Origin of the sequence: Nonomuraea roseola, from assembly GCF_039535395.1 — a bacterium.
Classification (GTDB): domain Bacteria; phylum Actinomycetota; class Actinomycetes; order Streptosporangiales; family Streptosporangiaceae; genus Nonomuraea; species Nonomuraea roseola.
In genome coordinates, this window is sequence record NZ_BAAAXC010000013.1 from 184,091 (window position 1) to 209,249 (window position 25,159).

The following is a 25,159-nucleotide window of genomic DNA, read 5'->3' on the forward strand; positions in this document are numbered from 1 at the left end:
ATACGTGACATGTCGTCGGGGGGCGGGATGAAGGCGGAGGAGAAGACGTTCTTCGGGCATCCGTGGGGTCTGGCCACGCTGTTCGGCACGGAGATGTGGGAGCGGTTCAGCTTCTACGGCATGCGGGCCGTCCTGGCCACCTTCCTCATGGCTCCCGCCGTCCGCAACGGTCTCGGCCTGCCGGAGACCACGGCCTTCGCGATCGTGGGCGTCTACCAGGGCATGGTCTACCTGACGGCGCTGCCGGGCGGCTGGCTGGCCGACCGGGTGCTCGGCGCCCGCAGGGCGGTTCTGCTGGGCGGCGTCATCATCATGTCCGGCCATATCAGCATGGCGATCCCGGTGCGCAGCCCGGTCTTCGTCTATCTGGGCCTGCTGCTCATCGTCTCCGGCACGGGACTGCTCAAGCCCAACGTCTCCGGCATGGTCGGCTACCTCTACAGGGAAGACCAGGACGCCAGGCGCGACTCGGGCTTCTCGCTGTTCTACATGGGCATCAACATCGGCGCGCTGGCCGGCATCAGCCTGACGCCCGTGCTGGCCGGTGACAGGAACTGGCACCTGGCCTTCGGCTCGGCCGCGGTCGGCATGGCGCTGGGCCTGATCTGGTACGTGCTGGGCAAGCGCAGCCTGCACGGCGCGGGCGAGCGGGTGCCGCAGCCGCTGTCGGCCGAGGAGCGGCGCGGGGCCGTCAAGTGGGTGCTCGTCGGGCTGGTCACGCTCGCGGTGCTGGCCGCGCTGCTGGCCGTGACCGGCCTGTTCACCGAGGACGGCGTCACCTGGACGGTGACCGCGATCATCGCGCTCATCACGATCTTCTACCTGTCGTACATCATGCACGGCGGGCACGGCATCACCCCGCTGGAGCGGCGCAGGTTCGGCGCCTACATCTACCTGTTCTTCGCCGCCGTCATCTTCTGGATGATCTTCGACCTGGCTCCCGGACCCGTGACGGACTTCGCCATGAAGAGCGTGGACCTGACCTTCTTCGGCTTCACCATCCCCGCGGGCTGGACGCAGAACTTCAACTCGCTGTTCGTCATCGTCTTCTCCCCCGTCTTCGCCGCGATCTGGCTGACCAGATGGGGCAGCAGGGTGAGCGCCCCGTTGAAGTTCACCTTCGCGCTGTTCATGGCGGGCCTGAGCTTCGTCGTGCTGGCCACGGCCGCCAGTGTCGCCTCAGGCGGGGTCAGGGTGTCCATCCTGTGGCTGATGGTGATGTACCTCATGCAGACCGTCGGCGAGCTGACGCTCAGCCCCGTGGGCCTGTCGGTCTCCACCAAGCTCGCCCCCCCACCACTTCAAGGGCCAGATCCTGGGCGTGTGGTTCCTGGCCGCGGCGCTGGGCGACGCGATCGGCGGCCAGACCTACAGGCTGACCGGCTTCCTGTCGCTCACGCAGTACTACCTGGTGCTCGGCGGCGTGGCGCTGGTGGCGGGCCTGATCCTGCTGATGTTCGTGCGCAGGCTGAAGGCGCTCATGGGGGACGAGGACGTGGCCCCCGGCCAGGCTTTGACACACTGATCGTCGTGTCGGAACTGCTCGATCTCGCCGGAATCCTCGTCTTCGCCCTGTCAGGCGCCCTCATGGGCGTGCGCAAACGCCTCGACGTGGTGGGCATGGCGGTGCTGGCCTCGATGACCGCGCTCGGCGGCGGCATCATGCGCGACCTGATACTCAACGTGCCGCCGGCCGCCTTCCAGAGCCTGGGTTACGTGCTGGTGCCCATCGGGGCCACGGCGATCGTCTTCTTCTGGCACCCGCAGGTCGCCCGCATCATGCCGCTCCTGCTCGTGCTCGACGCCGCGGGCCTCGGCCTGTTCTGCGCGGTAGGCACGGAGAAGGCGCTGCTGTACGACCTGTCGCCGCTGCACGCGGCCCTTCTCGGCGTGACCACCGCCGTTGGCGGGGGCGTGCTGCGCGACATGCTGGCGGGCGAGATCCCGACGCTGCTCTACGACCGCCAGCTCTACGCCGTGCCCGCGATGCTCGGCTCGGCGGCGATGGCCGCCTTCTTCGAGCTCGGCCTGCACGGCTGGCCCGCCGTGCTGGCCGCCGCCGTCCTGGCGTTCGGGCTGCGCATCCTGGCCATGAAGTACGGCTGGCGTGCCCCGCTGGCCAGCGGGGTCACACCATCCGAATGAGCGGGTCGGCGGGGCGCGAGCCGACTGGGCCGGTGGCGCGGGCCTCGGCGAGACGGGCCACCGCCTCGGTGATGACCTGCGGCGACTGGGTGAAGGGCAGGCGGAGGTAGCCCTCGAGAGTGCCGCTCACGCCGAACCAGGGACCGGGCGCGAGCCGTACGCCGTGGTAGGCGGCGGCCTCGGCGAGGGGGGTTGCGCCTTCGCCCGCCAGCCGTACCCACAGGGTGCCGCCGCCGCGCGGCACGGTGAAGGACCACTCGGGCAGGTGCTCGCGCAGCGCCGCCACCAGCGCCGACCTGGAGGCGGTGAGGGAGCGGCGGCGCTCGGCGCGGGTCTCCTCGATACGGTCGAAGAGCCTGGCGACGACGAGCTGGTCGAGCACGGGGCTGGCGATGTCGACGGCCGAGCGGTGCACGGCCAGGCCGCGCGCCAGCGCCGCGGTCGTGCGGATCCAGCCGATGCGCAGCCCACCCCACCACAGCTTGGAGGCCGAGCCGATGGTGATCACTCTGCTGTCGGTGTCGAAGGCGGCCATCGGCGCCGCCTCGTTCGGCGCGTCGATCCCGAGCTCGGTCCAGGTCTCGTCGACCAGCAGCGTGGTGCCCGCGCGCCTGGCCATGCCGACGACGGCGGCGCGGGTGGCGTTGTCCATCAGCGCGCCCGTGGGGTTCTGGAAGTCGGGCATGAGGTAGGCCAGCCGGGGGGCCGACTGGCGCATGGCGCCCGCGATCAGGTCCGGCTGCCAGCCTTCCGCCGTGATGCCGACGGGCACGATGCGCGCGCCGCGGTGGCGGGCCGCGTCGATGGCGTGCGGGTAGGTGGGCGACTCGACGACGACGGGGTCGCCAGGCGTGAGCAGCAGGCTCATGACGAGCTGCAGGGCGTGCTGGGAGCCCGTCGTGACCAGGATCTGCTCGGGGCGCGTGGCCAGGCCCCTCGCGGTGTAGTGGGCCGCGATGCGCTCGCGCAGAGCGGGCAGGCCCATCGGGTCGTAGCCGGTGCCCATGCCGTACCTCGGCAGGTCCTCCATGGCGCCCGCCACCGCCTCGGTCAGCATCGTGGTGGCGGGAGGGGCGGCGCAGTGCATCTGGAGCAGGCCGTCGTCGTCGACCGACAGCCACGGGTTGTCTGCGCACACCGAGGGGTCGGGCAGCGCGGTCCAGCTGCCCGACCCCTGGCGGCTGTCGAGGTAGCCCTGCTCGCGCAGCAGGTCGTAGGCGGCCGTGACCGTCGTGCGGCTGACGCCGAGCTCCTGCGCCAGGTGCCGCTCGGCGGGCATGCGCATCCGCACGGGCACGCTGCCGTCGCGCACCAGCCCCCGCACGCCCTGGGCCAGTGCCCGGTAGAACGGGCGGGCCGAGCGGTCGGTGTCGAGGAGCCGGCCGAGCTGCTGCGCCGACAGGTGACGTTCTGACATAAGGCCACTTTCGCTGATTGGCCCTTTTGATGCAAACCGCTGGCCTGGATGATTGAGGGCATTATGAGTGAGATTTCCCTTCCGTCCCTTGGTTCGCTGCCCTCACGCCTCCTCCGCCTCTACGGCGGCCTGGCCCTGTACGGCACCGGCATCGGCCTGCAGGTGGAGTCAGCCCTGGGCAACGACCCGTGGGACGTCTTCCACCAGGGCCTGGCCGTCAGGACCGGCCTGTCGATCGGCACCTGGATCATCCTGGTGGGCGCGCTGGTCATGCTGCTGTGGATCCCGCTGCGGCAGAAGCCGGGCATCGGCACCATCAGTAACATCATCTTCCTTGGCCTGTTCGCCGACGCCGCCATCTACCTGCTGCCCAGCCCAGGCCACTGGACGGTGGCGTGGGCATACCTGCTGTCGGCCATCGTCGCGGTCGCGCTGGCCACCGTCCTCTACATCGGCGCGGGCATGGGTCCAGGCCCGCGCGACGGCGTCATGACCGGCCTGATCAGGCTGGGCCTGTCCGTGCGGCTCGCGCGCTTCCTCATCGAGATCACAGTCGTGGCGATCGGCTGGCTGCTCGGCGGCACGGTCGGCGTCGGCACGCTGCTCTTCGCCGTGGCGATCGGCCCGATCACGCAGCTGTTCACCCGCTGGTTCCCTCTGCCGGGCCAGCACTGACGGCTCTTCGGGCGTTCGCGGGGGCGGTTGGACCTAGTACCGTCTGGTGCATGCGGATCGAGGACTACGCCCTCATCGGGGACATGCAGTCGGCGGCGCTGGTGGGCCGCGACGGTTCGATCGACTGGCTCTGCCTGCCGAGGTTCGACTCGCCGTCGTGCTTCGCCGCGCTGCTGGGCAGCGAGCGCAACGGCCACTGGTGGCTCGGCCCCACCGGCCGCCCGATGGCCGACAGACGCCGCTACAGGGACGAGACGCTCATCCTGGAGAGCGAGTACGACACCCCCACGGGCACCGTCCGCGTGATCGACTTCATGCCGCCGCGCGACCGCAACCCCGACGTGGTCCGCATCGTCGAGGGGGTGTCGGGCACGGTGGAGATGTCCACCGTGATCAGGATCCGCTTCGACTACGGCAGGATCGTGCCGTGGGTGCGCCGCACCAACGGCCACCTGCAGGCCGTCGGCGGCCCCGACTCCATCTGGCTGCACTCCCCCGTGCCGCTCAAGGGCGGCGACTACGCGCACCGCGCCACCTTCCACGTCAAGGAGGGCGAGCGGGTCGCCTTCGTCTTCACCTGGCATCCCTCGCACGAGCCGATGCCCAGGCTGATCTCCGCCGAGGACCACCTCGTCCAGACCGAGGAGCTGTGGGCCGAGTGGGTGGACCAGTGCACCTACAAGGGGCCGTGGCGCGAGGCCGTGGTCCGCTCGCTCATCACGCTGAAGGCCCTCACCTACGCCCCCACGGGCGGCATCGTGGCCGCCCCCACCACCTCGCTGCCCGAGGACCTGGGCGGGGTGCGCAACTGGGACTACCGCTTCTGCTGGCTTCGTGACGCCACCATGACGCTCGACGCCCTCATCGGCGCGGGCTACCTCGACGAGGCCGCCGCCTGGCGCACCTGGCTGCTGCGGGCCATCGCGGGCAGGCCGCAGGACCTGCAGATCATGTACGGCGTGGCGGGCGAGCGCCGCCTGCCCGAGATGGAGCTCGGCTGGCTGGCGGGCTACGAGGACTCCCGTCCCGTGCGCATCGGCAACGGCGCGGTCGAGCAGCTGCAGCTCGACGTCTACGGCGAGGTCATGAACTGCCTCTACCTCGCGCGCACCTCAGGCCTTGCCCCCGACGACAGGGCGTGGTCCATCGGGCGCGAGCTGCTCGACTACGTGGAGGACCACTGGGACGAGCCCGACGAGGGTCTGTGGGAGGTGCGCGGTCCCCGCAGGCACTTCACGCACTCCAAGGTGATGTGCTGGGTGGCCATCGACAGGGCGATCAGGCAGGTGGAGAACTTCGGCCGCACCGGACCCGTCGAGCGGTGGAAGGCGCTGCGCGCGCAGATCCACGCCGAGATCTGCGACAAGGGCTACGACCCGGTCCGCAACACCTTCACCCAGTCCTACGGCTCGGCCGAGCTCGACGCCTCCTTGCTGCTGATCCCGATCGTGGGCTTCCTGCCGGTGGACGATCCGAGGGTGCGCGGCACGGTGAGCGCGATCGAGAACGAGCTGCTGTCCGACGGCTTCGTGCTGCGTTATCCCGTCGCCGCCGACAACGACGTCGACGGCCTGCCCGGAGGTGAGGGCGCCTTCCTGGCCTGCAGCTTCTGGCTGGTGGAGGTGATGGCCATGCAGGGCAGGAAGGACGAGGCGTGCGAGCTGTTCGACAGGCTCCTGACGCTGCGCAACGACGTGGGACTCCTGGCGGAGGAGTACGACCCCCGCTACGGCCGCCTGGTCGGCAACTTCCCCCAGGCCTTCTCCCACGTGCCCCTCGTCCACGCCGCCCGCGCGCTGTCGTAGCCGCCGGGCCTCTCGAGGGGGCTAGGCGGCCAGGCGGGCCAGCACCCTCGCGAACTCGGGAGGCGGGGCGACGACCAGGCGGGCCTGGCCGTCCTGGAGCACGATGTCGGCCCTGATCAGGGTCAGCCTGCCCTCGTGCCACCAGTAGACCTGCTGGCTGAGGCCCGCCGCGCGCTCGGCGTGCACGCGCATGCGCTCGATGGCGCGCACCACCCCGATGCCGTCGACGGGGTAGACCACCAGCGTCGCGGGGTCGGGCAGGATGACCAGCATGCCGTCCTCCGGCACGGAGACGTACTGCGAGAGCCAGCGCAGGTGCGCGGCGGCCGCCACGGTGCGGCCCGACAGCCGCCAGGCCTGCAGCCCCGACAGATCGAGGGAGGAGATGGCGAGCCGCTCGTCCTCGCGCACGTTGGCCAGTGCCAGGTCGAGGGCCTGGCCGGAGGGGATGGGCCAGCAACCGGCCTCCTCGGGGCGCACGAAGCGGGCCCCGACCGTCAGCAGCTCGACCAGGTCGCCGTTGAGCGAGCGCCCCACCACCCTGGTGAGGTCCTCGACCGCGTCGACCGACTCGACCCTGGTGCGCAGCAGCGGCTTCACCTGGTCGAGATCGCACACGTCGAGCAGGTCGTCGGCCGCCGCGACGGCGTTGGCCAGGTGCTCGGAGACCAGCACGGGCCAGTCCTCGCGGGAACGACGGCCCGCCTCCCTGCGCAGACCCGCCAGACGCACCAGGATCTCTCTGCCCCCGCCGAGTGTCAGCGAGCCGCCGTCACGGGCGAAAACGCAGGTGTAGCCGAGCGAGTCGGCCACCAGCGACAGGAGTGAGTCCAGGTCGACGTCCTCGACGGATCTCCGGGAGGGCTCCCGGTCACGCCTGAAGAACTTCACGCGTCACGCCCTCCGCAAATCGTCGGTTATCTCCCTCTCCGTCTCTCTACATTGCCTGCTCCGAGCCGCCAAGCCGACCAGACAGGGAGCACGATTCGGTATCGATAACACCAAGCGCCCCAAGCCACACCGACCACTGTGGCGTGCCATGTCCCACCGGCAACCCCGCGATGACAGGCACTTCGAGCGGCAGGAGCCGCTCGGCGAGCACGGGCAGCGGGTCGCCGCAATCCACCCAGGAGCCGAGCGCGATGCCGCGCACACCGTCGAAGACGCCCGACTGCAGCAACTGGGTCAGCATCCGGTCGATCCGGTAGGGATGCTCGGCGATGTCCTCCAGGAGAACGAGCCTGCCGGCGAAGGAGGGCTGGTGCCTGGTGCCGCACAGCGAGGCGAGCAGCGACAGGTTGCCCCCTGCCATGACCCCTTCGGCCCTGCCCTCCCTCAGCACCGTGTCGCCGGTGACGGGCGGCGCCTGGCCGAACAGCGCGGCCTGGAGGTTGTCCCAGGTGACAGGGTCGGTGACGGCGTCGCATGCGGGCATCGGGCCGTGCAACGTGGGCAGGCCGAGCTCCGTGGCGACGACATGGTGCAGGGCGGTGATGTCGCTGGAGCCGAGCAGGACCTTGGGCCCCGCCTCGCGCATGGCCGCCCAGTCGAGCAGGTCGAGCAGCCTGGCCGCGCCGTACCCTCCTCTGGAGCAGAAGACCGCCGACACGGCCGGGTCGCACCAGGCGGCCTGCAGGTCGGCGGCGCGATCGGCGTCGGAGCCCGCCAGGAAGCCCTCACGGTCGAGGACGTGCTCGCCGAGCACGACCTTCAGCCCCAGCCCCTCCAGCAGCCGCACGCCCCTGGCGAGCAGGGTCGCGTTGGCCGGGCCCGAGGGCGAGACGATCGCGACCGTGTCACCCGCGCGCATCGATCAGCTCCCTCACCAGGGCGGGCAGCGCCTCGCCGATCGGCCTGTCGATCACCAGGTCGGCGAACGCGTCGTAGGGGGTGGGCTGGGCGTTGATGACGACCAGCGCGGCGCCCGCGTCCAGCGCCTCGCCGCACAGCCCCGCGGCCGGCTGGACGGTGAGCGAGGTGCCCACGGCCAGGAACAGGTCACACTCGCGGGCGGCGGTGACCGCCTCGCGCAGCACCTCCTCCTTCAGCGACTGGCCGAAGGAGATCGTGTTGGCCTTCTGGATGCCGCCGCAGCGCAGGCAGGGCGGGTCGGGTTCCTGCCTGTCGAGCACCTCCCGCATGGGCGTGACGAGCCCGCACGACAGGCACTCCACCTCGAAGATCGTGCCGTGCAGCTCGATCACGCGGGTGGAGCCGGCCTTCTGGTGCAGGCCGTCGATGTTCTGGGTGACGAGCGAGCGCAGCAGCCCCGAGCGCTCCAGCAGCACGAGCGCGCGGTGGCCCGCGTTGGGCTCGGCGCTCCAGGCGGGATGGTCTCTGCGGGCCTGCCACGCCCTGCGCCGGACCTGCGGATCGGCCAGGTAGCTGTCGATGCTGACCATGGCCTGGGCTGCGGGATCCTTGGTCCACACGCCCTGGGGCCCTCTGAAGTCGGGGATTCCCGAATCGGTGCTGATGCCCGCTCCTGTGAGCACGGTGACCGATGTGGGCGGCGCCGGTTCGTTCACCTCGCAAACGGTGTCACACTTACCTGACGTATGCGACCTCCGCCCCACATTCTCGTGGTCAACGGCATCAAGGTCCGCAGGCCGGTGTTCCTGCTCGGTGCTCCGCACTCCGGCGCGGACCTGCTCGCGCGTGCCCTCAAACGCTCCCCCGGCTTCCACCTGACCATGGGCCGCCAGTCGGTCGCGCACGTGGTCCACGCCTTCGCCCGCCGTCCCTCCATCGCGCGCAGTTCGGGCGCGGTGCGGGTGATGCGCGACTCTCTGGCCGAGTCGTGGCAGGTGCTGCCAGGATCGTGCGGTCACTGCCCGCTGCCCTGCAGGCAGGCCGGCGGCGTGACAGGCAGCGGCCCCTGCGTCTCCACCGCCGCGGTCACGCGCTTCGGCGACGCCAGCCCCGACCTGCTCTACAGCGCCGAGGTGCTGCTGCAGGCCTTCCCCGACGCGCGGTTCGTGCAGCTGATCCGCGACGGCCGCGACGTCACCGCCGACATGGTCAACGACCCCGACTGCCTGTCGTGGTTCAAGCCGTCGATGCTGAGCGACGACACCGAGTTCCCCAACGCCTTCCTGGGCGTCAACCGCGACGAGCACCGCGACAGGTGGAAGAGCATGCCGACGGCGGGCAAGTGCGCGCTGCGCTGGCGCAGCGCGGTGCGGCTGAGCGCGACCCTGCGCCGGGACCTGCCCGCCGACCAGCTGCTCACGCTGCGCTACGAGGACCTGGCGCTCTCCCCCGTCGAGGCCCTCACCTCGCTGTCGAGCTTTTTGGAGACCCGCGTCTCCAGGGTCTCGATGTACGGCACGCGCGTCCCCGAGGTCGGCTCCTGGCGCACACGTCTGCGCTCGGCCGACAGGGAGCTGGTGGAGAAGGTGGCCCGCGAGGAGCTCACCCGGCTGGGCTACCAGTGAGCGTCGCGTTCGTCACTGCTGGCTGAACTGGGTGCGGTAGAGCTCGGCGTAGGGGCCGCCGCGCGCCAGCAGGTCCTCGTGGCGGCCGCGCTCGGCGATCCTGCCGTCCTGGACGACGAGGATCTCGTCGGCCTCTCTGATCGTCGAGAGCCGGTGCGCGATGACCAGCGAGGTGCGCCCGGCCAGCGCCGTCTTCAGCGCCTGCTGGACGGCGGCCTCGGACTCGGAGTCGAGGTGGGCGGTGGCCTCGTCGAGCACGACCACGCTCGGCGCCTTCAACAGCAGCCTGGCCAGGGCCAGCCGCTGCTTCTCCCCGCCAGACAGGCGGTAGCCGCGGTCGCCGACGACGGTCTCGAGCTGCTCGGGCAGCCCCTCGACCAGGTCGGCGATCTGCGCGGCGCGCAGGGCGTCCCAGATCTCCTCGTCGGCGGCCCCCGGCCTGGCGTAGCGGAGGTTGGCGCCGATGGTGTCGTGGAAGAGGTGGGCGTCCTGCATGACCACGCCCACGGTGTCGCGGAGGGAGGCCAGCGTGGCGTCGCGCACGTCGAGCCCGTTGAGGCGCACCGCGCCCTCGTCCACGTCGTAGAGGCGGGAGACCAGCGAGGTGATCGTGGTCTTGCCCGCGCCCGAGGGACCGACCAGCGCGATGAGCCTGCCAGGGGCGGCGGTGAAGGCGACGCCCTTGAGCACGGGGTGCGAGGGGCCGGTGTCCTGCCTGGCCACCGACTCGAGCGAGGCCAGCGAGACCTCCTCGGCCGCGGGGTAGCGGAAGTGGACGTCGTCGAACTCGATCGTCACGGGGCCCGGCGGGACGGCCCTGGCGCCCGGCTTCTCGGCGACCATCGGCTCGAGGTCGAGCACCTCGAAGACGCGGTCGAAGCTGACCAGCGCGGTCATCACGTCGACGTGCACGTTCGACAGCGAGGTGAGCGGACCGTAGAGCCGCATCAGCAGCGCGGCCAGCGCCACCAGCGTGCCGAGCTCGAAGAAGCCGTCGACGGCGAGGACGCCGCCGATGCCGTAGACCAGGGCGGTGGCCAGCGCGGCGACCAGGCCGAGCGCGACCCTGAACACGGTGCCGTACATGCCCACGATGACGCCGACGTCGCGGACCCTCGCCGCCCTGCCGCCGAAGTTCGTCGCCTCCTCCTCCGGCCTGCCGTACAGCTTGGCGACCATCGCGCCCGCCACGTTGAAGCGCTCGGTCATCACCGAGCTCATCTCGGCGTCGAGCTGCATCTGCTCGCGGGTGAGGACGGACATGCGCCTGCCCACCCACTTGGCGGGCAGTACGAAGACCGGCAGCAGGACCAGGGCGGCCAGGGTGACCTGCCACGACAGCACCAGCATGGCGCCGAGCACCAGCACCAGGCTGATGACGTTGGAGACGACCGAGGACAGCGTGCTGGTCAGCGCCCGCTGCGCGCCGATGACGTCGGTGTTGAGCCTGGAGACCAGCGCGCCGGTCTGGGCGCGCATGAAGAAGGCCACCGGCATGCGCTGCACGTGGTCGAAGACCTCGGTGCGCAGGTTGTAGATGAGGCCCTCGCCGATGCGCGAGGAGAACCACCGCTGCGCCAGCGTCAGGCCCGCGTCGACGGCGGCGAGGACGGCGATGGCCACCGCCAGCCCGATGACCACCTCTGGCCGCTTGGGCAGGATGCCGTTGTCGATGATGGCCTTCATCAGCAGCGGGTTGGCGACCACGATGACCGCGCCCGCGACCACCAGCACGAGGAAGGCGGTGATCTGCCTGCCGAAGGGCTTGGCGTAGCTCGCGATCCGCCTGACCGTGCCGGGACGCAGCCGCTGCTGCATGACCGAGTCGTCACGTCGCAGCGACCGCATCGTCTGGGGCCCGAAGCCCCCGCCCATCATCGCCATCTGCCATCACAGCGTCGTGCGAGCCGCCGTGATTCCCGCGTCAGCTCACCGCGAACAGGGCCTTGATCCTGGCGGCCTGCTCGACCCTCTCGGCCGCCGTCTGCTCCTCCAGGGTGCGCCCCCTCGCGCCCTGGAGCAGTCGCTTGGTCGCCGTCGCCGCGTCGCGGTTGGTCGAAAGCAGCTCGGCCGCCTTGTCGCGCACGGCCTGGGTCAGCTCTCCGCCGCTGACGACGCGTTCGGCCAGTCCGATCCTGAACGCCTCCTCGGCGTCCACGAACCTGGCCGTCAGGCAGATGTCGATCGCCTTGGCCGTACCGACCAGATCGACAAGGGGTTTGGTTCCTGTCAGGTCCGGCACCAGCCCCAGTGCGGGCTCCTTCATGCAGAACTTGACGTCGTCGGCCACGATCCTCAGGTCACAGGCGAGCGCCAGCTGGAACCCGGCGCCGATGGCGTGACCATGAACCGCGGCGATGGAGACGATCTCCGGACGGCGCAACCACAGAAATCCCTGCTGGGCCTGCTCGATCCGCTGCTCGAACGAGACGTTGTCGAGTTGTGCCACCGAGCTGAACGAGCCCTGTCCTGGCACCCCCTCGGGTGTGAACATCCGCAGGTCGATCCCTGCCGAGAAGGACGGTCCCTCACCTTGCACCACGACGATACGAACCTGCTCAGGCAGGTCGTCACCGATCCGAGCCAGAGCCGACCAGGTAGCGAACGTCTGGGCGTTCCGCTTCTCCGGCCGATCCAGCGTGATCGTCGCGATCTCACCGTCCACCTCGTAGCGCAGTCCTGCCTCCTTGATGGAGACGTCCTCCGCACTCCCCCCAAGCACCGCTTCCGCCATCGCTCACTCCCGCCGTCGCTGGTCCGTCGCGCCCGAGCCTACCGAATTCCCTAGAACGAGGTTCTAGTAGGCCCGGGCGCGGCGGCACGCTGACTGGAGACGAGCGGCTGCGGTCGCGCGTTTCCGAGGCGGCCTCAGCGCTTGGACTTGCCTCGGGTGGCCCCGCCGCGCCCGCGCAGAGTCACGCCGGACTCGCTCAGGATGCGGTGGATGAACCCGTACGACCGGCCGGTAGAAGCGGCCAGGGCGCGGATGCTCTCACCCGCGGCGTAGCGCTTCTTGAGATCGCCGGCCAGTTTCTCACGGTCGGCCCCGGTCACCCGGGTACCTTTCTTCAGAGTCTCGGCCACGAGTACCTCCTGTAGTGCCAGACTTCCGCAGCGTTACTCCGCCATGATCAGTCATTTCAGCGGGATCGGCTACCTACTCCAGGGGAAAAGATCCCTACCCGCTCAAATTAAGATCAGGCAAGTGCCACAAGATCGGAAAATTCAGCGCTCCAAGCGTCTTCAGTTCCGTCAGGTAGCAAGATCACCCTATCGGGTTGCAGAGCCTCAACTGCACCCTCGTCGTGCGTAACCAGCACGATCGCCCCAGAATAGGACCTTAGCGCCGAAAGAACCTGCTCTCTACTGACCGGGTCGAGGTTGTTCGTGGGCTCGTCGAGGAGCAGGACGTTGGCGCTCGACAGCACCAGGATCGCCAGCGCCAGCCGGGTTTTCTCGCCGCCGGACAGCACGCCCGCGGGCTTGTCGACGTCGTCGCCGGTGAACAGGAACGAGCCGAGCACCTTGCGCAGCTCGGTGTCGGTGAACGTGCCTCCCGCCGACCGCATGTTCTCCAGCAGCGTGCGGTCGGCTTCGAGGAGCTCGTGCTCCTGCGCGTAGTAGCCGACCTTGAGTCCGTGACCTGGCCTGATCTGGCCGGTGTCGGGCTGCTCCACCCCTGCCAGCAGACGCAGCAGCGTGGTCTTGCCCGCGCCGTTCAGGCCGAGGATGACGACCCTGCTGCCCCTGTCGACGGCCATGCTGACGTCGGTGAAGATCTCCAGCGAGCCGTAGGACTTCGACAGCTCGTCGGCCATCAGGGGCGTCTTGCCGCAGGGTAGCGGCTCGGGGAAGCGCAGCTTGGCGACCTTGTCGCCCTTGCGCACCTCCTCTGTGCCGGTCAGCAGCCTGTTGGCGCGGCGCATCATGTCCTGCGCGGCCTTGGCCTTGGTGGCCTTGGCCCGCATCTTGTCGGCCTGCGCCAGCAGGGCCCCCGCCTGCTTCTCCGCGTTGGCCCGCTCGCGCTTGCGGCGCTTCTCGTCGGTCTCGCGCTGGGCCAGATAGGCCTTCCAGCCGACGTTGTAGATATCGATCACACTACGGTTGGCGTCGAGGTGAAGGACCTTGTTGACCGTCGCTTCAAGAAGACCAACATCGTGGCTGATGATCACCAAGCCACCCTGATGTGATCGCAAAAAATCACGAAGCCACCCAATTGAGTCGGCATCGAGGTGGTTTGTCGGCTCGTCCAGAAGGAGAGTTTCTGCCCCACTGAAGAGAATTCGCGCCAATTCCACCCTTCTGCGCTGACCACCGGAGAGCGTTTCCAGCGGCTGCTTGAGCACGCGGTCGGGCAGGCCGAGGCTGGAGGCGATCGAGGCCGCCTCGGACTCCGCCGCGTAGCCGCCGAGGACGTGCATCTGGTCCTCGAGCCTGCCGTAGCGCTTGACCGCCTTGTCGCGCACCTTCGGGTCGTCGCTCGTCATGCCGAGCTCGGCCTCGTGGAGCTTGCGCAGCACCTCGTCGAGGCCGCGGGCCGACAGGATGCGGTCGCGCGCGAGCACCTGAAGGTCGCCCTGGCGGGGGTCCTGGGGGAGGTATCCGACGCTGCCCGAGGTGGTGACCGATCCGGCGGCGGGCATCCCCTCACCGGCCAGGACCTTGGTGAGGGTCGTCTTGCCCGCGCCGTTGCGGCCGACCAGGCCGATCTTGTCTCCTGGGTTGACCCTGAAGGACGCGTTCTCGATGAGCAGGCGCGAGCCCGCGCGCAGCTCGATGTCACTGGCGATGATCATGTTGGAAAGGACACTCCCGGGATAGGGATGACGGTCATGGCGGCGTGGGGGCCGGTCAGTCGGGAGTGTGCATGGGGATCAGTGTACGGGCAGGGGCACGCCTCCTCCTCTGCATAACGGACGGGCGGGGCCCGTGCTTCCCCCGGTCACAGGTGCCTGCCGATCAGCGCCAGGTTCTGGATGGCCGCCAGGCCGTACTGCGCGGCGTCGTTGGTGGAGACGAAGGGCGCCTCCAGCACGGGGGCGGGCACGCAGGGACCGTCGACGAGCGTGGCGCTCCAGTCGTCCTGGCGTTGCAGGGCGTTGGTGTTGAGCTGGTCGCCCTCGTCGAGGCGGAACCTGCGCCAGGCCCACGCGGCCAGCTCGGCGTCGCCGGTGCGGGCCGCCGCGTAGGCGGTCAGCCGGCTGTGCGCCTGCACCAGCGACACACCGCTCAGCGCCTGGCCGAGCTCGGCCTCCTGCACGTCGGCGGGGGCGAGGTAGAGCCTGCAGTAGTCGAGCCAGGCCCGCTCGAAGCCGGGGACGTCCAGGTCGAGGGCGATGAGCTCCGCGCACATCTCGGGCAGCCCGAAGACCGCCGACAGATGGGAGATGGCGACGGCGGCCTCGCCCGAGGTGTCGAAGCGCCCCGTGCCGAGGTCGAGCATGGCCTGGCCGTGCAGGAAGCCGTACGGCAGCGCGCCGATGTCGGCCATCGTGCCCAGCAGGCGGTCCCTGGCCCGTTCGTCGCCGTGCCGCTCCCACCTGGTCAGCCACGCGGCGGCCAGGGCGCCCCAGTCGGCGCCGAGCCCGACCGACAGCGCCGAGGGATCGGGGGCGTAGACGTCGTCGCGCACCTTGCGCAGCGGGTCGATCGCGACGAAGGTCTCCTCGGGCGTGGCCAGCTCGTCCAGCAGGTCGCCGGTGCGCTCGTCGGCGGTCAGGTAGAAGTAGAAGCGACGGTAGGCGGCGTTGGAGATGCGCAGCTGCTTGCACGAGCAGCCCCAGTGCTGCACGTTGTGCCTGGTGCCCAGGCCCTTCCACCTGCCGAGGTGGTAGACGTCCACCTCGCCCGTGTGACGGGTCATGGACTCTGCGAAGCGGAAGACGTCGGCCCTGCCGGTGCGCAGGTACTGGTACCACAGCCACAGGTCGGGCGAGAGCTCGGAGTTGTCCCACGCGTAGCCGCCGACGTCGTAGCGCCAGGTGTGCCTGTCGGCGTCGTAGGTGTGCATGACGTCGCCGTAGTCCCAGAACCCGTACCACCTGCGCTGCTCGCGCTCGCGCGCGTAGTGCTCGAACAGCAGGTCCAGGCGTTGCTCGATCTCGGTGCTTGCGGCGTTCGACCGGTCGGGCAGGCCCCAGTCGCCGAAGACGCCCGCCTGGAGGATCCGCTCGGGGGCGGCGGCCAGCAGCCCTGGAGAGTTGAGCGCGGTGGCGTGCTCGGCCAGCTCCTCGGCGCGGGGGGTGGCCTCGTAGGCCGTGAGCGTGAGCTCGTGGGTGCGGGCGATGCCGCGGGCGTCGCCGAAGCCCGGCTCGTAGTCCTCGTAGGTGATCTCCAGGCCCTCCAGCTGCTCGGCGAAGGTGTCCTGACCCATGCCGTCGTGGTAGAAGCGCAGGTCCATGGGGGGTGCGGACGGCGACCACAGCCACACCGTCGCCGTGGCCAGCTCGGTGGCCGCGCCCCTCACGTCGATGCGGGCCGGGTGCAGCCGCCAGAAGTCGCGCAGGCCGAGGCCCAGGCCGCCGCTCACGCCGCCGACGTAGCCGTAGCCCTGCGCGCGGGTGCCCGAGGGGATCGTCACCCACGCGTGGCCGGGGGCGGTGCGTTTGCGCAGGGTGAAGCCGTCGGCACTGGACTGGTCGAGGGTGTAGTCGTTCCAGGCGGGGATCAGGTGCAGCCGCCCTGCCACCTCGGGGTTGCCGATCGGCCCGCAGGCGCGGCCCTCGACCTGCGCATGCCGTACGGCCGGGCCTGGGTCGCGGCGCAGGCCCGTGAGGCCGCGCACGGCCTCGGTGAGGAAGCCGCTCTCCCCCGCCAGCCGCACGTGACGGTCGTGGAGATCGTCGCGCATGACCACGTCGGCGCGCAGCCCGAGCCCGGCCAGGAAGTCGCGGCCAGCGTCGCCGTCCCAGACGAAGGTGTGGACGACGCGCACGTCGCAGGCCCCGGCGTAGAAGTACAGGCGGACGGTGAACGGCAGCCAGTCGCCGTGGCGGCCCTCCAGCCGCAGCACCGCCCTGACCGGCCCCTCCTGCTCCACGACGACCCGCTGGACGAGGCCCGTCGCCTGCGTGCGGACGCGCGAGCCGTCCTCGTCGGGGCTGTCCTGGCGCAGGCTCACCAGGCGCACGTCGCGCGCCAGCTCGCGGCCGCCGAGGGAGATCGACCTGATCAGCGTGCCGCCCGTCTCGGCCACCGTCCACTCGCGCGCGCCGGTGGCGACCCGCACCAGGCCGCTCTCCCTGGTCACGGTCACGGGCCGCTCCGGCGCGGCGGGCTCGCCGCCCGCCAGCAGTTCGTACGAGCCCGCCGGTACGGCCTGCGGCCCGATCGCGTGGGCCGACCACTTGACCGAGCCGTCGGGCCAGGTGGCGTTCACCCAGCTCTGCACGGGAGTGCCGTCGGCCATGGCGAAGGGCTCGTGGGAGCCGACGGCGCCGCGCGGCCATGGCACCCCCCAGGTCACGCCCTGTCTCCTCGGCTCCTCCAGCCAGTGCAGCGGCGTCGGCGTCGTCATGGAAGCTCCCTCGCCACGATCGCGGCCACGACGTCGGCGCCGCGGAAGTTGAAGTGGGTGTCGTCGCTGATCCCGCCGGGGTAGAGCGGATGCTCGCCCGGTCCGAACCAGGTGAACAGCGATCTGGATTCCTCGGGGCCGAGCCGCTCGTAGAGCTCGGTGGTGGCCCGTGTGAGGTCGACGAGCCGCACGTCCTCCCGCTCGGCCAGCTCGCGCACCTGGCGGGGCAGGTCGCCGTGGGTGGACACGAGGCGCTCCCCCTCGAACCTGCGCCGCTGCACGGGGGTGCACAGGATCGGGTTCGCGCCCGTGGCGCGAGCCTCCTCGACGAACACCCGCAGGTTCTCCTGATAGGTGATCGCCGGATCCTTCTGGTCGTTGTGGCCGAACTGGATCACGACGAGGTCGCCTGGTCCCGCCTCACGCAGCAGCGCCGCCCACAGCCCCTCGGCCCGGTGGCTCGCCGTGGTCGCGCCGCCCTTGGCGAAGTTACGCACGGGGCTCGAGACGAACGCGCCGAGCTGCGCGCCCCAGCCCGACATCGGCGCCTCCCACGCGGGGCAGGAGGCCACCGTCGAGTCGCCGGCCAGCAGGATCGCCACTACTCCTTCACCGACCCGATCAGCACGCCCTTGGCGAAGTGCTTCTGCAGGAACGGGTAGAACAGCAGGATCGGCAGGGTCGCGATGACGACGACGGCGAACTTGAGCCCCTCCACGGGGAAGAAGACCGAGTCGAGCGCGGCCAGGGCGTTCTCCGCGTTGGCGCTGGTCAGCTGCCTGACGATCACCTGGAGGGTCCACTTGCTGTTGTCGTCGATGTAGAGCAGCGGCGACATGTAGTCGTTCCAGATGCCCACCGCGTAGAACAGCGAGAACGTCGCGATGATGGGCTTGGACAGCGGCAGCACGATCTTGAAGAAGACGCCCATCTCGTTGCAGCCGTCGATGCGCGCCGCCTCCTCCAGCGCCTGCGGAAGCTCCTGGAAGAAGCTCTTGACGATGATCAGGTAGAACGGGTTGATCGCCAGCGGCAGGATCAGCGCCCAGTAGCTGTTGAGCAGGCCCAGGTCGCGCACCACCAGGTAGGTGGGGATCATGCCGCCGCTGAAGACGAGCGTGAAGATGACCAGGTTGAGCACCAGCGTCCGACCCGGCAGGTAGCGCTTGGCCAGGGGGTAGGCCATCGTGAGCGTGAGGATGACCTGGACGACCGCGCCCACCGCCGTGACGACGATCGTGGTGATCAGCGCACGGACGAAGGTGTCGGTGGCGAAGATGTACTCGTAGGTGCTGGTGACGAACTTCTCCGGCCACAGGAAGAACGGCCGCGAGGCGATCTCCGACTCGGTGGCGAACGACCCGGCGAGGATGTAGAGCAGCGGCAGGACCGTCACCAGCGCCATGCCCACGAGCAGCGTGATGTTGAGCGCGTCGAAGATGCGGCTGCCGACGGAGGCGTGGTGACCCACCGGCTTCTTGGCTGACATGCGAACTCCTTTAGAACAGTCCCCGCTGACCGAGGCGCTTGGCGAGCCAGTTGCAGCCGAAGATCAGCACGACGCCGGCGACCCCCTTGAACAGGCCCACAGCGGTCGCATAGCTGTAGCCGCCCTGCGTGATTCCCACGTAGTAGACGAAGGTGTCGAACACGTCCGCCGTCGAGCGATTGAGCGAGTTGGTCATCAGCCAGATCTGCTCGAAGCTGGCGTCCAGCAGGTTGCCCGAGGTGAGGATGGCCATGACGACGATCGTCGGGCGGATCGCGGGCAGCGTGACGTGCCAGAACTGCCGCCAGCGCCCTGCGCCGTCCATGCGGGCGGCCTCGTACAGGTCGGCGTTCACGCCGGCCAGCGCGGCCAGGTAGATGATCGTGCCCCAGCCGGTCGACTTCCACAGCGTCTGCATGACGATGATGGGCCTGAACCACTCGGCCTGGGCGACGTAGTCGACCTTGGTGCCGCCGAGGAAGCCGTGGATCCAGTTGGCGATCACGCCGAAGTCCACCGAGAACAGCAGGTAGGTCAGCGACGCGACGATCGTCCACGACAGGAAGTGGGGGATGTAGACCAGGGACTGGATCGACCGCTTGAGGACGTTGTGGCGCAGCTCGTTCAGCATGAGGGCGACGATGATCGGCGCGGGGAAGGCGAAGACGATCATCAGGAGCGCGAGGATCAGCGTGTTGCCGAGCAGGCGGCCGAAGTCGGGGCCGGTGAACAGATCCTCGAAGTGAGCCAGGCCCACCCACTCGCTGCCGGAGTAGCCGAGGAAGGGGACGAAGTCCTGGAAGGCGATGGTCAGGCCGTACATCGGCAGGAACTTGAAGATCGCGAAGTAGGCGAGACCGGGCAGCAGCATGAGATAGAGCCAGCGGTAGCGCAGCAGCGCGGCGCCGAGCGACAGCTTCTCGCGGCGCCTCGGCTTTCGTGGGACCGCCTTCACAGGAGGCGGCGCCAGGTCGGTGGCCAAAGCGGCCTCCTTTCGTGACATGGGGGCTCGGGACGGCTCCCGAGCCCCCTCGCGGATCAGTTACCGGCCTTGGCGACCAGGGCGCCCAGTTCGGCGACGACCTGCGTGCCGCCGCTGTCGTACCAGCGCTTGACCTCGGCCTTGAGCTGCTCCTCGGTGATCTCGCCCGCCAGGTACTTGACGCGGGCGTCGCTGACGATGGGGTGCAGGGTCGCGCCCTTGGCCGTCACCGTCGGCGAGACGTAGGGAAGCGTCGGGTCGTGCACCGCCGTCTGCAGGTCGAGCTCCTCCAGCTCCTTGCGCAGTTTGAGGTTCTCCTGCTCGGCCTCCGTCGGAGGCTTGCGCTCGTAGGAGTCGCCGGCCACGCCGACGCTGGACGTGGTGCCCAGCTGGATGAAGGCGTAGTCGACGTCGTTGTTGATGGCCTTGACGGCGGGGTCGTCCTCGTTGATCCGTACGGCGTAGCCGTCCTCGACCTTGTAGTTACGCCCCTCGATGCCGTTGGTGATCAGGTTCGCGCCCTCCTTGGACGCCAGCCGGTCGAGGGCCTTGAGCACGTCGTCGAGCTGCTCCTCGGTCCTGATGTTCTGCTTGGAGATCGCGACGATGCCGTTGTAGCCGGTGAAGGGCAGGGAGAACTTCTTGCCGTCAGGGCGGGAGAGGTTGCCCGTCATCGCCAGCTTCTTGGCGTAGCCGTCCGGGTCCTGCTCCTTGAGCAGGCCGTACAGCTGGGTGGCACGCACGTTGACGTCGATGATGATGCCGCCCTTGCCCTGGACGAACGGGTCGTTCCACTTGGCGGTGTCGAGAGTGGCGAAGTCGCGGTTGACCAGGCCCTCGTCGACCATCTTCTTCATGTAGCGGTTGGCCTCCATGAATTCAGGCGTGTCGAACTCGGGGACGAGCTTGCCGTCGCGCATGGCGTATCCGTTCGGCGCGCCGAACCAGACGTCGATGGCGTTGAACGGGTTGGAGGAGTTGAAGATCGGGGTCGGCCACTTCGGGATGATGAGGCCGTAGGTGTCCTTCTTGCCGTTGCCGTCGGGGTCCTTCTCCGTGAAGGCCTTGGCGACGTTGTAGAGATCGTCGGTGGTCTTGGGCAGCTCCAGGCCGAGCTTGTCCAGCCAGTCCTTGCGCAGCAGCACCGCCGAGCGCAGCAGCGGCCTGACGCGGTAGATGCCGTAGTTCTTGCCGTTGGTCGAGGAGTTGAGCCTGACCTGCTCGTTCCTGGGCTTGAGGTTCGGGTACTTGCCCAGCTTGTCGGTCAGATCCCAGAACGCCCCAGCCTCGGCGGCCTTGACGAACGAGGGCCCCTTGTTGTCCTGGAGGACCATGACGTCGGGGATCTTGTCCGAGGCCAGCGTGACGTTGGTCTTGTCGGAGTAGTCGGCGTTCGGCACCCAGGTGATCTGGAGCTTCTTGCCGGTCAGCTTCTCGACGGCCTGCTGGATCTCACCCGAGGGGTTGGGAGCCGTGCCGAACAGCGGGACCATCATGGTCAGCGCGCCGTTGCCGCCCTGGCCCTCGCCTGCTCCTCCGCCCGAACAGGCGGCGGCGAGGAGAGCAGCTGTTAGCGTTAACACACCGGCCAGGAGGCGGCGGGGGGATGTGCTCATCAGTTTCCTTTCGGATGCAGACGCGCTTCGTTCTCCGCGAAGAAGCGCAGGCAGAGCCAGGTGTTCAACTGGATCCACGCTCCGGCGCCGACGGCGAGGGCGAGGATCGGCAGCGTCGCGCCCGCGTAGACCACCACCACGAAGACGAACAGCAGCACGATCGTGGAGGCGGGACGGACCAGCGCGAACAGCGAAGCCTTGACCAGGTAGGCGGGCAGCCTGAGGTCGTAGCGGACGTACAGGGGCAGCAGGTGGGCGGTGATGACGACCAGCACGAGCAGCGCCACGAGGGTCGCCGCCCTCGGGGCCTCGCCCGCCGGGCCCAGAGCAGAGAAGTACAGGTAGTTGCCCGCGAGGACGGTGCCCAGCGCCGCTGGTGGCAGCACGAGCAACGAGCCCCTGACGAACTCCCGCCGGTAGACGTCGAGGAATTCGCGCCAGCTATGAATCGTTTCATTCTCAGCGTGCCGCCGTGCCAGCGTGTACGCCGCGACGGTGGCGGGACCGAGCCCCAGGACCACGCCGCCCGCGAGGGTGAACACGATCCAGAGCAGGTTGAGCCTGACCGCCCACAGCACCTCGTCACAGGCCGAGTAGAGCCTGGTCAACCAGGTGGAGCCGGTCATGTCGCACCACCGGAGGAGGTGGAGCGGCCATAGGGGATGAAGGGTTGCACCGGGGTTCCTGCCCTGTAAAAAGCGGGTGAACGGCGGTTGGTGCTGCGAACGTAGTGTTGAATCGACTCAAAGTCAATGAGTCGAAACCCGCAGATTCGCGTACTCGCCGATCATCGGGGCCATCTGCCGCAATCCGATCTTGCCGCCGGTCAGCGGGCTGTCGTCCTTCCAGGTGAAGGAGGTCAGGCCGTTGACCTGGAAGGAGATCTCCCCACGGCTGATCGTCAGCTTCATGGCGTAGGGCCCCTGGGCGTCCATGACCGCGGGCAGGGGGTCGGCGCCCTGCGCGACGAGGTGGAAACCGTAGCTCTTGCGCAGGTTGCAGGTGTGCAACGAGCGCTCCGACGGCCACATGCGGCGGAAGTACGAGACATGGTAGGCGTCGAGGTCGCCGTGGTGGTACTGCTCGTAGGGCCCCGTGCGCGGGGTCAGGCCGAACAGGTCCTCGCCCCGCCTGCCTCTGGCGTGGAAGAACATGATGCACAGGCCAGGCTCGCGCACCGGCCAGAAGTCCCACTCGATGGCGACGTCGGCGGGGAAGTCGTCCGGGCACCACAGCACGATGTTGGCCGCCTGCCCGTCCTCGGGCGGGCGCAGGCTCTCCAGGCGCAGCCTGGCCTGGGGGAAGGACAGCGCCCCTTCGCCCTCGAGGCGGAAGCCCTCCAGGTCGGAGGGGCCTGCCAGTGCGTTGCGATACAGCTCTGTCACGTGCTCGCTCCCGGTCGGAGGCTGGACTCCCTCACCACCAGATCGGGCTGGAAGATCACCTGTCTGTGGCTGTGCCTGTCGGGCTCCTCGACCTCTTCGAGCAGCAGGTCGATCGCCGTACGGCCGAGCAGGTCGCGCGGCTGCCTGACGGAGGAGAGCGGCACCGCCGAGGCGGCGGCGAAGTCGATGTCGTCGTAGCCGACGATGGCCACGTCGTGCGGCACCCGCACCCCTTGCGCGGTCATCGCCTGGAAGAAGCCCAGCGCGAGCAGGTCGTTGGCGCAGAACACGGCCGTCGGCCTGGACGGCGGCGGCAGCGCGGCGACGCGCTCCCCCGCGGCCCTGCCCTCGGCGATGCTCAGCGCGGGCATCGACAGCGTCTCGAGCACGACGCCCTCGGCCGCCTCGACGGCGCTGGTGATGCCCGCGTGACGGTCGGCGACCTGCTGGAAGGAGAACGGCCCTCCGACGAAGGCGACGCGCCTGTGCCCCTGCTCGATGAGGTGGTTGCCGGCGAGCCTGCCGCCCAGCCTGTCGTCCACCGACACCGAGCACTGGCCCCCGTGAGCAGCCCTGTCGACCAGGACCACGGGGGTTCCCCTGGCGGCGAGCTGGAGCAGCCTGGGGTTGTCGGCCTCCACGGGGGTGATCAGGATGCCGAGCACGCGCTGCTGTTCGAGCTGGTCGAGATGGCGGCGCTCCCTGAGCGGGCTGGCCGCGCTGTTGCACAGCACGACCATGGTGTCGTGCTCGTCGGCCAGCGCCTCCGCGCCCTGCGCGACATCGGCGAAGAAGGGGTTGGCCACGTCGAGCACGACCAGCCCGACCGTGCGGCTGCGCCCGACCCGCAGGTGGCGGGCGACCTCGTTGCGGACGAACCCCAGCTGGCGGATCGCCGCGAAGACCCGCTCTCTCGTGGCGGGAGAGACGATCTCGGGGCGGTTGAGCACGTTGCTCACCGTGCCCACGGAGACGCGCGCCAGCTGCGCGACCTCCTTGATGTTCGTGGTGGCCATTGATCCTCACGAAGCCTTCCCCGCTGTGAACGGGCTCATCATAGCGGGAGGCATGATCCTTTTGAATCGTCTTAAGGCCTCGTGATGAGAGGGTACGGCACGCAGCAGGCCGCGCGCCGTACCCCCGGGTGGATCAGAGGCGGGTGATCCGTACGGCGTCGGCGACGACGTAGCCCACGCCCGACGTCCAGCGGCTCACGCCGACGACGTCGCGGTCACCGGCGTTGAGCGTGAAGGTGCCGATGCTGCGCCAGCCTCCACCGCCCGAGCGCTGGTCCACGAAGACCGTCTGGTTGCCGCTCGACGTGGCGACGATGTACGGCGCCGAGCTGTTGTAGCCGGGGTCGGAGGGGTACCAGACCTCGACCCGGTAGCTGCCGGTGCTGGGCAGGTTGGCCCTGAACCAGGCGGGGTCGCTGGCCGCGACCGGGCTCGCGAAGCGGTAGTCGGCGCCGTGGCGCTGGGCGGAGTAGGACGAGGTGCCCCAGTTGGCGCTGGCGGTGAAGGCGCCCGAGTTGTCGACCGTGGCCGACCAGGTACCGCCGCCGCCACCGGTCACGTACGACATGTAGGTGGTCCAGTTCCAGTGCGGGCCAGGGTCGGTGTGCGTGGCGCCGGGAACCTGGTTGTGCCCGATGATGTGGGTCCGGTCCTTGGGGATGCCGTACTTGTCGCAGATGTGGCGGGTCAGCGCGGCCGAGGCGCGGTACATCGCGTCGGTGAACCAGGAGGCGTCGCTGACCCAGCCCTCGTGCTCGATGCCGATGGAGCGGGTGTTGTAGCTCCAGTTGCCCGCGTGCCAGGCGACGTCCTTGTCGCGGACCATCTGCGTGGTGGCGCCGTCGGAGGAGCGGATCACGTAGTGCGCCGAGACGTTGGCGCTCGGGTTCTGGAACCAGGAGATGGTGCCGGCGTAGGAGCCCTGGGTCACGTGAACGATCACCCGGTCGATGGCGTAGCTCGACGGGCGGCTCGAGGCGGTGTAGTTGCCGGAGTTGGCCGGCACCCAGCTCGCGTTCGGGTAGTCGGGGCTGGCCGCGACCGCCCTGGCGTTCAGGTCCTGCGCCGCGGCGTACTCTCCCCTGTCGGCGGTGACCTCGCGGGGCGCCACGCGCAGGCCCTTGGCCTTGAAGCCCAGGCCGAGCAGTTCGTAGACGGCGTCGGCGTACAGGCGTGAGAGCTCGGGGGTGGAGGCGTTGCCGTACCTGGCGACGGCGCCGTACCAGCGGCCCTCGTCCTTCCTGGCCGCCTCGTCGAGGCCGAGTTCGTCGGCGATGGAGCGAAGGACGGCGGCGCCGCCGAGGATGTTGGCGTCCGTGTCGGCGCGCAGCTTCTCCACCGGCAGGCCCGTGAGCTCGGCGGCCTTTTCCAGCGTGTGCGTGGTGGGGTTGCTGACCAGGTGCATCACGCCGTAGCCGCCGCTGGCGCTGGGGCTGCCCTCGTGCCCGTCGAGGTGCGTCTCGGCGTAGGCGATGGCGGCCAGCAGGTCTCGCGGAACGTCGTGGGCGGCGGCGGCCTTGTCGAAGGCCGTGCGGAGCGGGTCCCGGTCGGCGAGGGCGGTGTGGGCGGGGTGCGCGGCGAGGATGAGGAGGGCGGAGAGGGCGGTAGCGACAAGGGCGACTAATCGGCGCATGAGCGCTCCTCGTGCAAGGGGGGTGTCCCCTTGCAATCCTAAG

At 69.5% G+C, this 25,159-nt stretch carries 21 protein-coding genes; 4 read left to right on the plus strand and 17 right to left on the minus strand.

Going from position 1 to position 25,159, the window contains the following annotated elements; translation table 11 throughout:
- The first annotated feature begins 9 nt into the window (after positions 1–9).
- A complete protein-coding gene (locus ABFX55_RS17550; protein WP_346122306.1) occupies positions 10–2,145 on the plus strand; it encodes an oligopeptide:H+ symporter in 2,136 nt (711 codons plus the stop codon).
- On the opposite strand, the gene yczR is transcribed toward ABFX55_RS17550, so the two are convergent.
- On the minus strand, positions 2,129–3,562 hold the full coding sequence (gene yczR, locus ABFX55_RS17555) for a MocR-like transcription factor YczR (RefSeq protein WP_346122307.1): 1,434 nt from the start codon (positions 3,560–3,562) through the stop codon (positions 2,129–2,131). The genes ABFX55_RS17550 and yczR overlap by 17 nt on opposite strands.
- A gap of 63 nt (positions 3,563–3,625) precedes the next feature.
- Here yczR and yczE point away from each other — a divergent pair, with 63 nt between their 5' ends.
- Both yczE and ABFX55_RS17565 read left to right on the plus strand, forming a co-directional pair.
- Positions 3,626–4,237, plus strand: a complete 612-nt coding sequence (gene yczE, locus ABFX55_RS17560; RefSeq protein ID WP_346122309.1) for a membrane protein YczE — start codon at positions 3,626–3,628, stop codon at positions 4,235–4,237.
- Between the two features lie 50 nt (positions 4,238–4,287).
- Positions 4,288–6,042: a glycoside hydrolase family 15 protein gene (locus tag ABFX55_RS17565; protein WP_346122311.1), complete on the plus strand. Its 1,755-nt coding sequence runs from the start codon at positions 4,288–4,290 to the stop codon at positions 6,040–6,042.
- Between the two features lie 21 nt (positions 6,043–6,063).
- On the opposite strand, the gene ABFX55_RS17570 is transcribed toward ABFX55_RS17565, so the two are convergent.
- The 3 genes from ABFX55_RS17570 to ABFX55_RS17580 are packed head-to-tail and all read right to left on the minus strand — an operon-like array spanning position 6,064 to position 8,570.
- Positions 6,064–6,933, minus strand: coding sequence for a hypothetical protein (locus ABFX55_RS17570; RefSeq protein ID WP_346122313.1), 870 nt, complete (start codon positions 6,931–6,933; stop codon positions 6,064–6,066).
- A gap of 46 nt (positions 6,934–6,979) precedes the next feature.
- Complete coding sequence (locus tag ABFX55_RS17575) at positions 6,980–7,852, minus strand: S66 peptidase family protein (RefSeq protein WP_346122315.1); 873 nt, start codon at positions 7,850–7,852, stop codon at positions 6,980–6,982.
- Positions 7,839–8,570: an SIR2 family NAD-dependent protein deacylase gene (locus ABFX55_RS17580; protein ID WP_346122317.1), complete on the minus strand. Its 732-nt coding sequence runs from the start codon at positions 8,568–8,570 to the stop codon at positions 7,839–7,841. The genes ABFX55_RS17575 and ABFX55_RS17580 overlap by 14 nt, the downstream gene beginning before the upstream one ends.
- A gap of 30 nt (positions 8,571–8,600) precedes the next feature.
- Between ABFX55_RS17580 and ABFX55_RS17585 the strand changes: the two genes are divergently transcribed.
- A complete protein-coding gene (locus ABFX55_RS17585; RefSeq protein WP_346122318.1) occupies positions 8,601–9,479 on the plus strand; it encodes a sulfotransferase family protein in 879 nt (292 codons plus the stop codon).
- A gap of 12 nt (positions 9,480–9,491) precedes the next feature.
- Here the strand turns inward: ABFX55_RS17585 and ABFX55_RS17590 are convergent, their stop codons facing one another.
- The 13 genes from ABFX55_RS17590 to ABFX55_RS17650 all read right to left on the minus strand — a co-directional run bounded on the left by ABFX55_RS17590 (position 9,492) and on the right by ABFX55_RS17650 (position 25,116).
- Positions 9,492–11,363, minus strand: coding sequence for an ABC transporter ATP-binding protein (locus ABFX55_RS17590; protein WP_346122320.1), 1,872 nt, complete (start codon positions 11,361–11,363; stop codon positions 9,492–9,494).
- 40 nt (positions 11,364–11,403) lie between these two features.
- The gene (locus ABFX55_RS17595) at positions 11,404–12,213 is read right to left on the minus strand and encodes an enoyl-CoA hydratase/isomerase family protein (protein WP_346122322.1); all 810 of its coding nucleotides are present in this window, start codon (positions 12,211–12,213) and stop codon (positions 11,404–11,406) included.
- 134 nt (positions 12,214–12,347) lie between these two features.
- Positions 12,348–12,563 carry a helix-turn-helix domain-containing protein gene (locus ABFX55_RS17600; RefSeq protein ID WP_020547488.1) on the minus strand — a complete coding sequence of 72 codons (216 nt, stop codon included), beginning with the start codon at positions 12,561–12,563 and terminating at the stop codon, positions 12,348–12,350.
- A 113-nt stretch (positions 12,564–12,676) separates the two neighbouring features.
- Positions 12,677–14,275, minus strand: a complete 1,599-nt coding sequence (locus tag ABFX55_RS17605) for an ABC-F family ATP-binding cassette domain-containing protein (RefSeq protein WP_346122324.1) — start codon at positions 14,273–14,275, stop codon at positions 12,677–12,679.
- A gap of 146 nt (positions 14,276–14,421) precedes the next feature.
- Entirely contained in the window at positions 14,422–16,995 is a 2,574-nt protein-coding gene (locus ABFX55_RS17610; protein ID WP_346122326.1) for an exo-rhamnogalacturonan lyase family protein, read from the minus strand.
- Complete coding sequence (locus tag ABFX55_RS17615) at positions 16,992–17,597, minus strand: rhamnogalacturonan acetylesterase (protein ID WP_346122327.1); 606 nt, start codon at positions 17,595–17,597, stop codon at positions 16,992–16,994. The genes ABFX55_RS17610 and ABFX55_RS17615 overlap by 4 nt, the downstream gene beginning before the upstream one ends.
- Positions 17,597–18,484: a carbohydrate ABC transporter permease gene (locus ABFX55_RS17620; RefSeq protein WP_346122329.1), complete on the minus strand. Its 888-nt coding sequence runs from the start codon at positions 18,482–18,484 to the stop codon at positions 17,597–17,599. The genes ABFX55_RS17615 and ABFX55_RS17620 overlap by 1 nt, the downstream gene beginning before the upstream one ends.
- Before the next feature lie 10 nt (positions 18,485–18,494).
- Positions 18,495–19,466 carry an ABC transporter permease gene (locus ABFX55_RS17625; RefSeq protein WP_346122331.1) on the minus strand — a complete coding sequence of 324 codons (972 nt, stop codon included), beginning with the start codon at positions 19,464–19,466 and terminating at the stop codon, positions 18,495–18,497.
- Positions 19,467–19,522: 56 nt separating this feature from the next.
- Positions 19,523–21,082 carry an extracellular solute-binding protein gene (locus tag ABFX55_RS17630; protein ID WP_346122333.1) on the minus strand — a complete coding sequence of 520 codons (1,560 nt, stop codon included), beginning with the start codon at positions 21,080–21,082 and terminating at the stop codon, positions 19,523–19,525.
- On the minus strand, positions 21,082–21,708 hold the full coding sequence (locus ABFX55_RS17635) for a YesL family protein (RefSeq protein WP_346122335.1): 627 nt from the start codon (positions 21,706–21,708) through the stop codon (positions 21,082–21,084). The genes ABFX55_RS17630 and ABFX55_RS17635 overlap by 1 nt, the downstream gene beginning before the upstream one ends.
- 123 nt (positions 21,709–21,831) lie before the next feature.
- The gene (locus tag ABFX55_RS17640; protein WP_346122337.1) at positions 21,832–22,467 is read right to left on the minus strand and encodes a DUF1961 family protein; all 636 of its coding nucleotides are present in this window, start codon (positions 22,465–22,467) and stop codon (positions 21,832–21,834) included.
- Entirely contained in the window at positions 22,464–23,483 is a 1,020-nt protein-coding gene (locus ABFX55_RS17645) for a LacI family DNA-binding transcriptional regulator (protein ID WP_346122339.1), read from the minus strand. The genes ABFX55_RS17640 and ABFX55_RS17645 overlap by 4 nt, the downstream gene beginning before the upstream one ends.
- Positions 23,484–23,616: 133 nt before the next feature.
- Complete coding sequence (locus ABFX55_RS17650) at positions 23,617–25,116, minus strand: golvesin C-terminal-like domain-containing protein (RefSeq protein WP_346122341.1); 1,500 nt, start codon at positions 25,114–25,116, stop codon at positions 23,617–23,619.
- Positions 25,117–25,159: the final 43 nt, after the last annotated feature.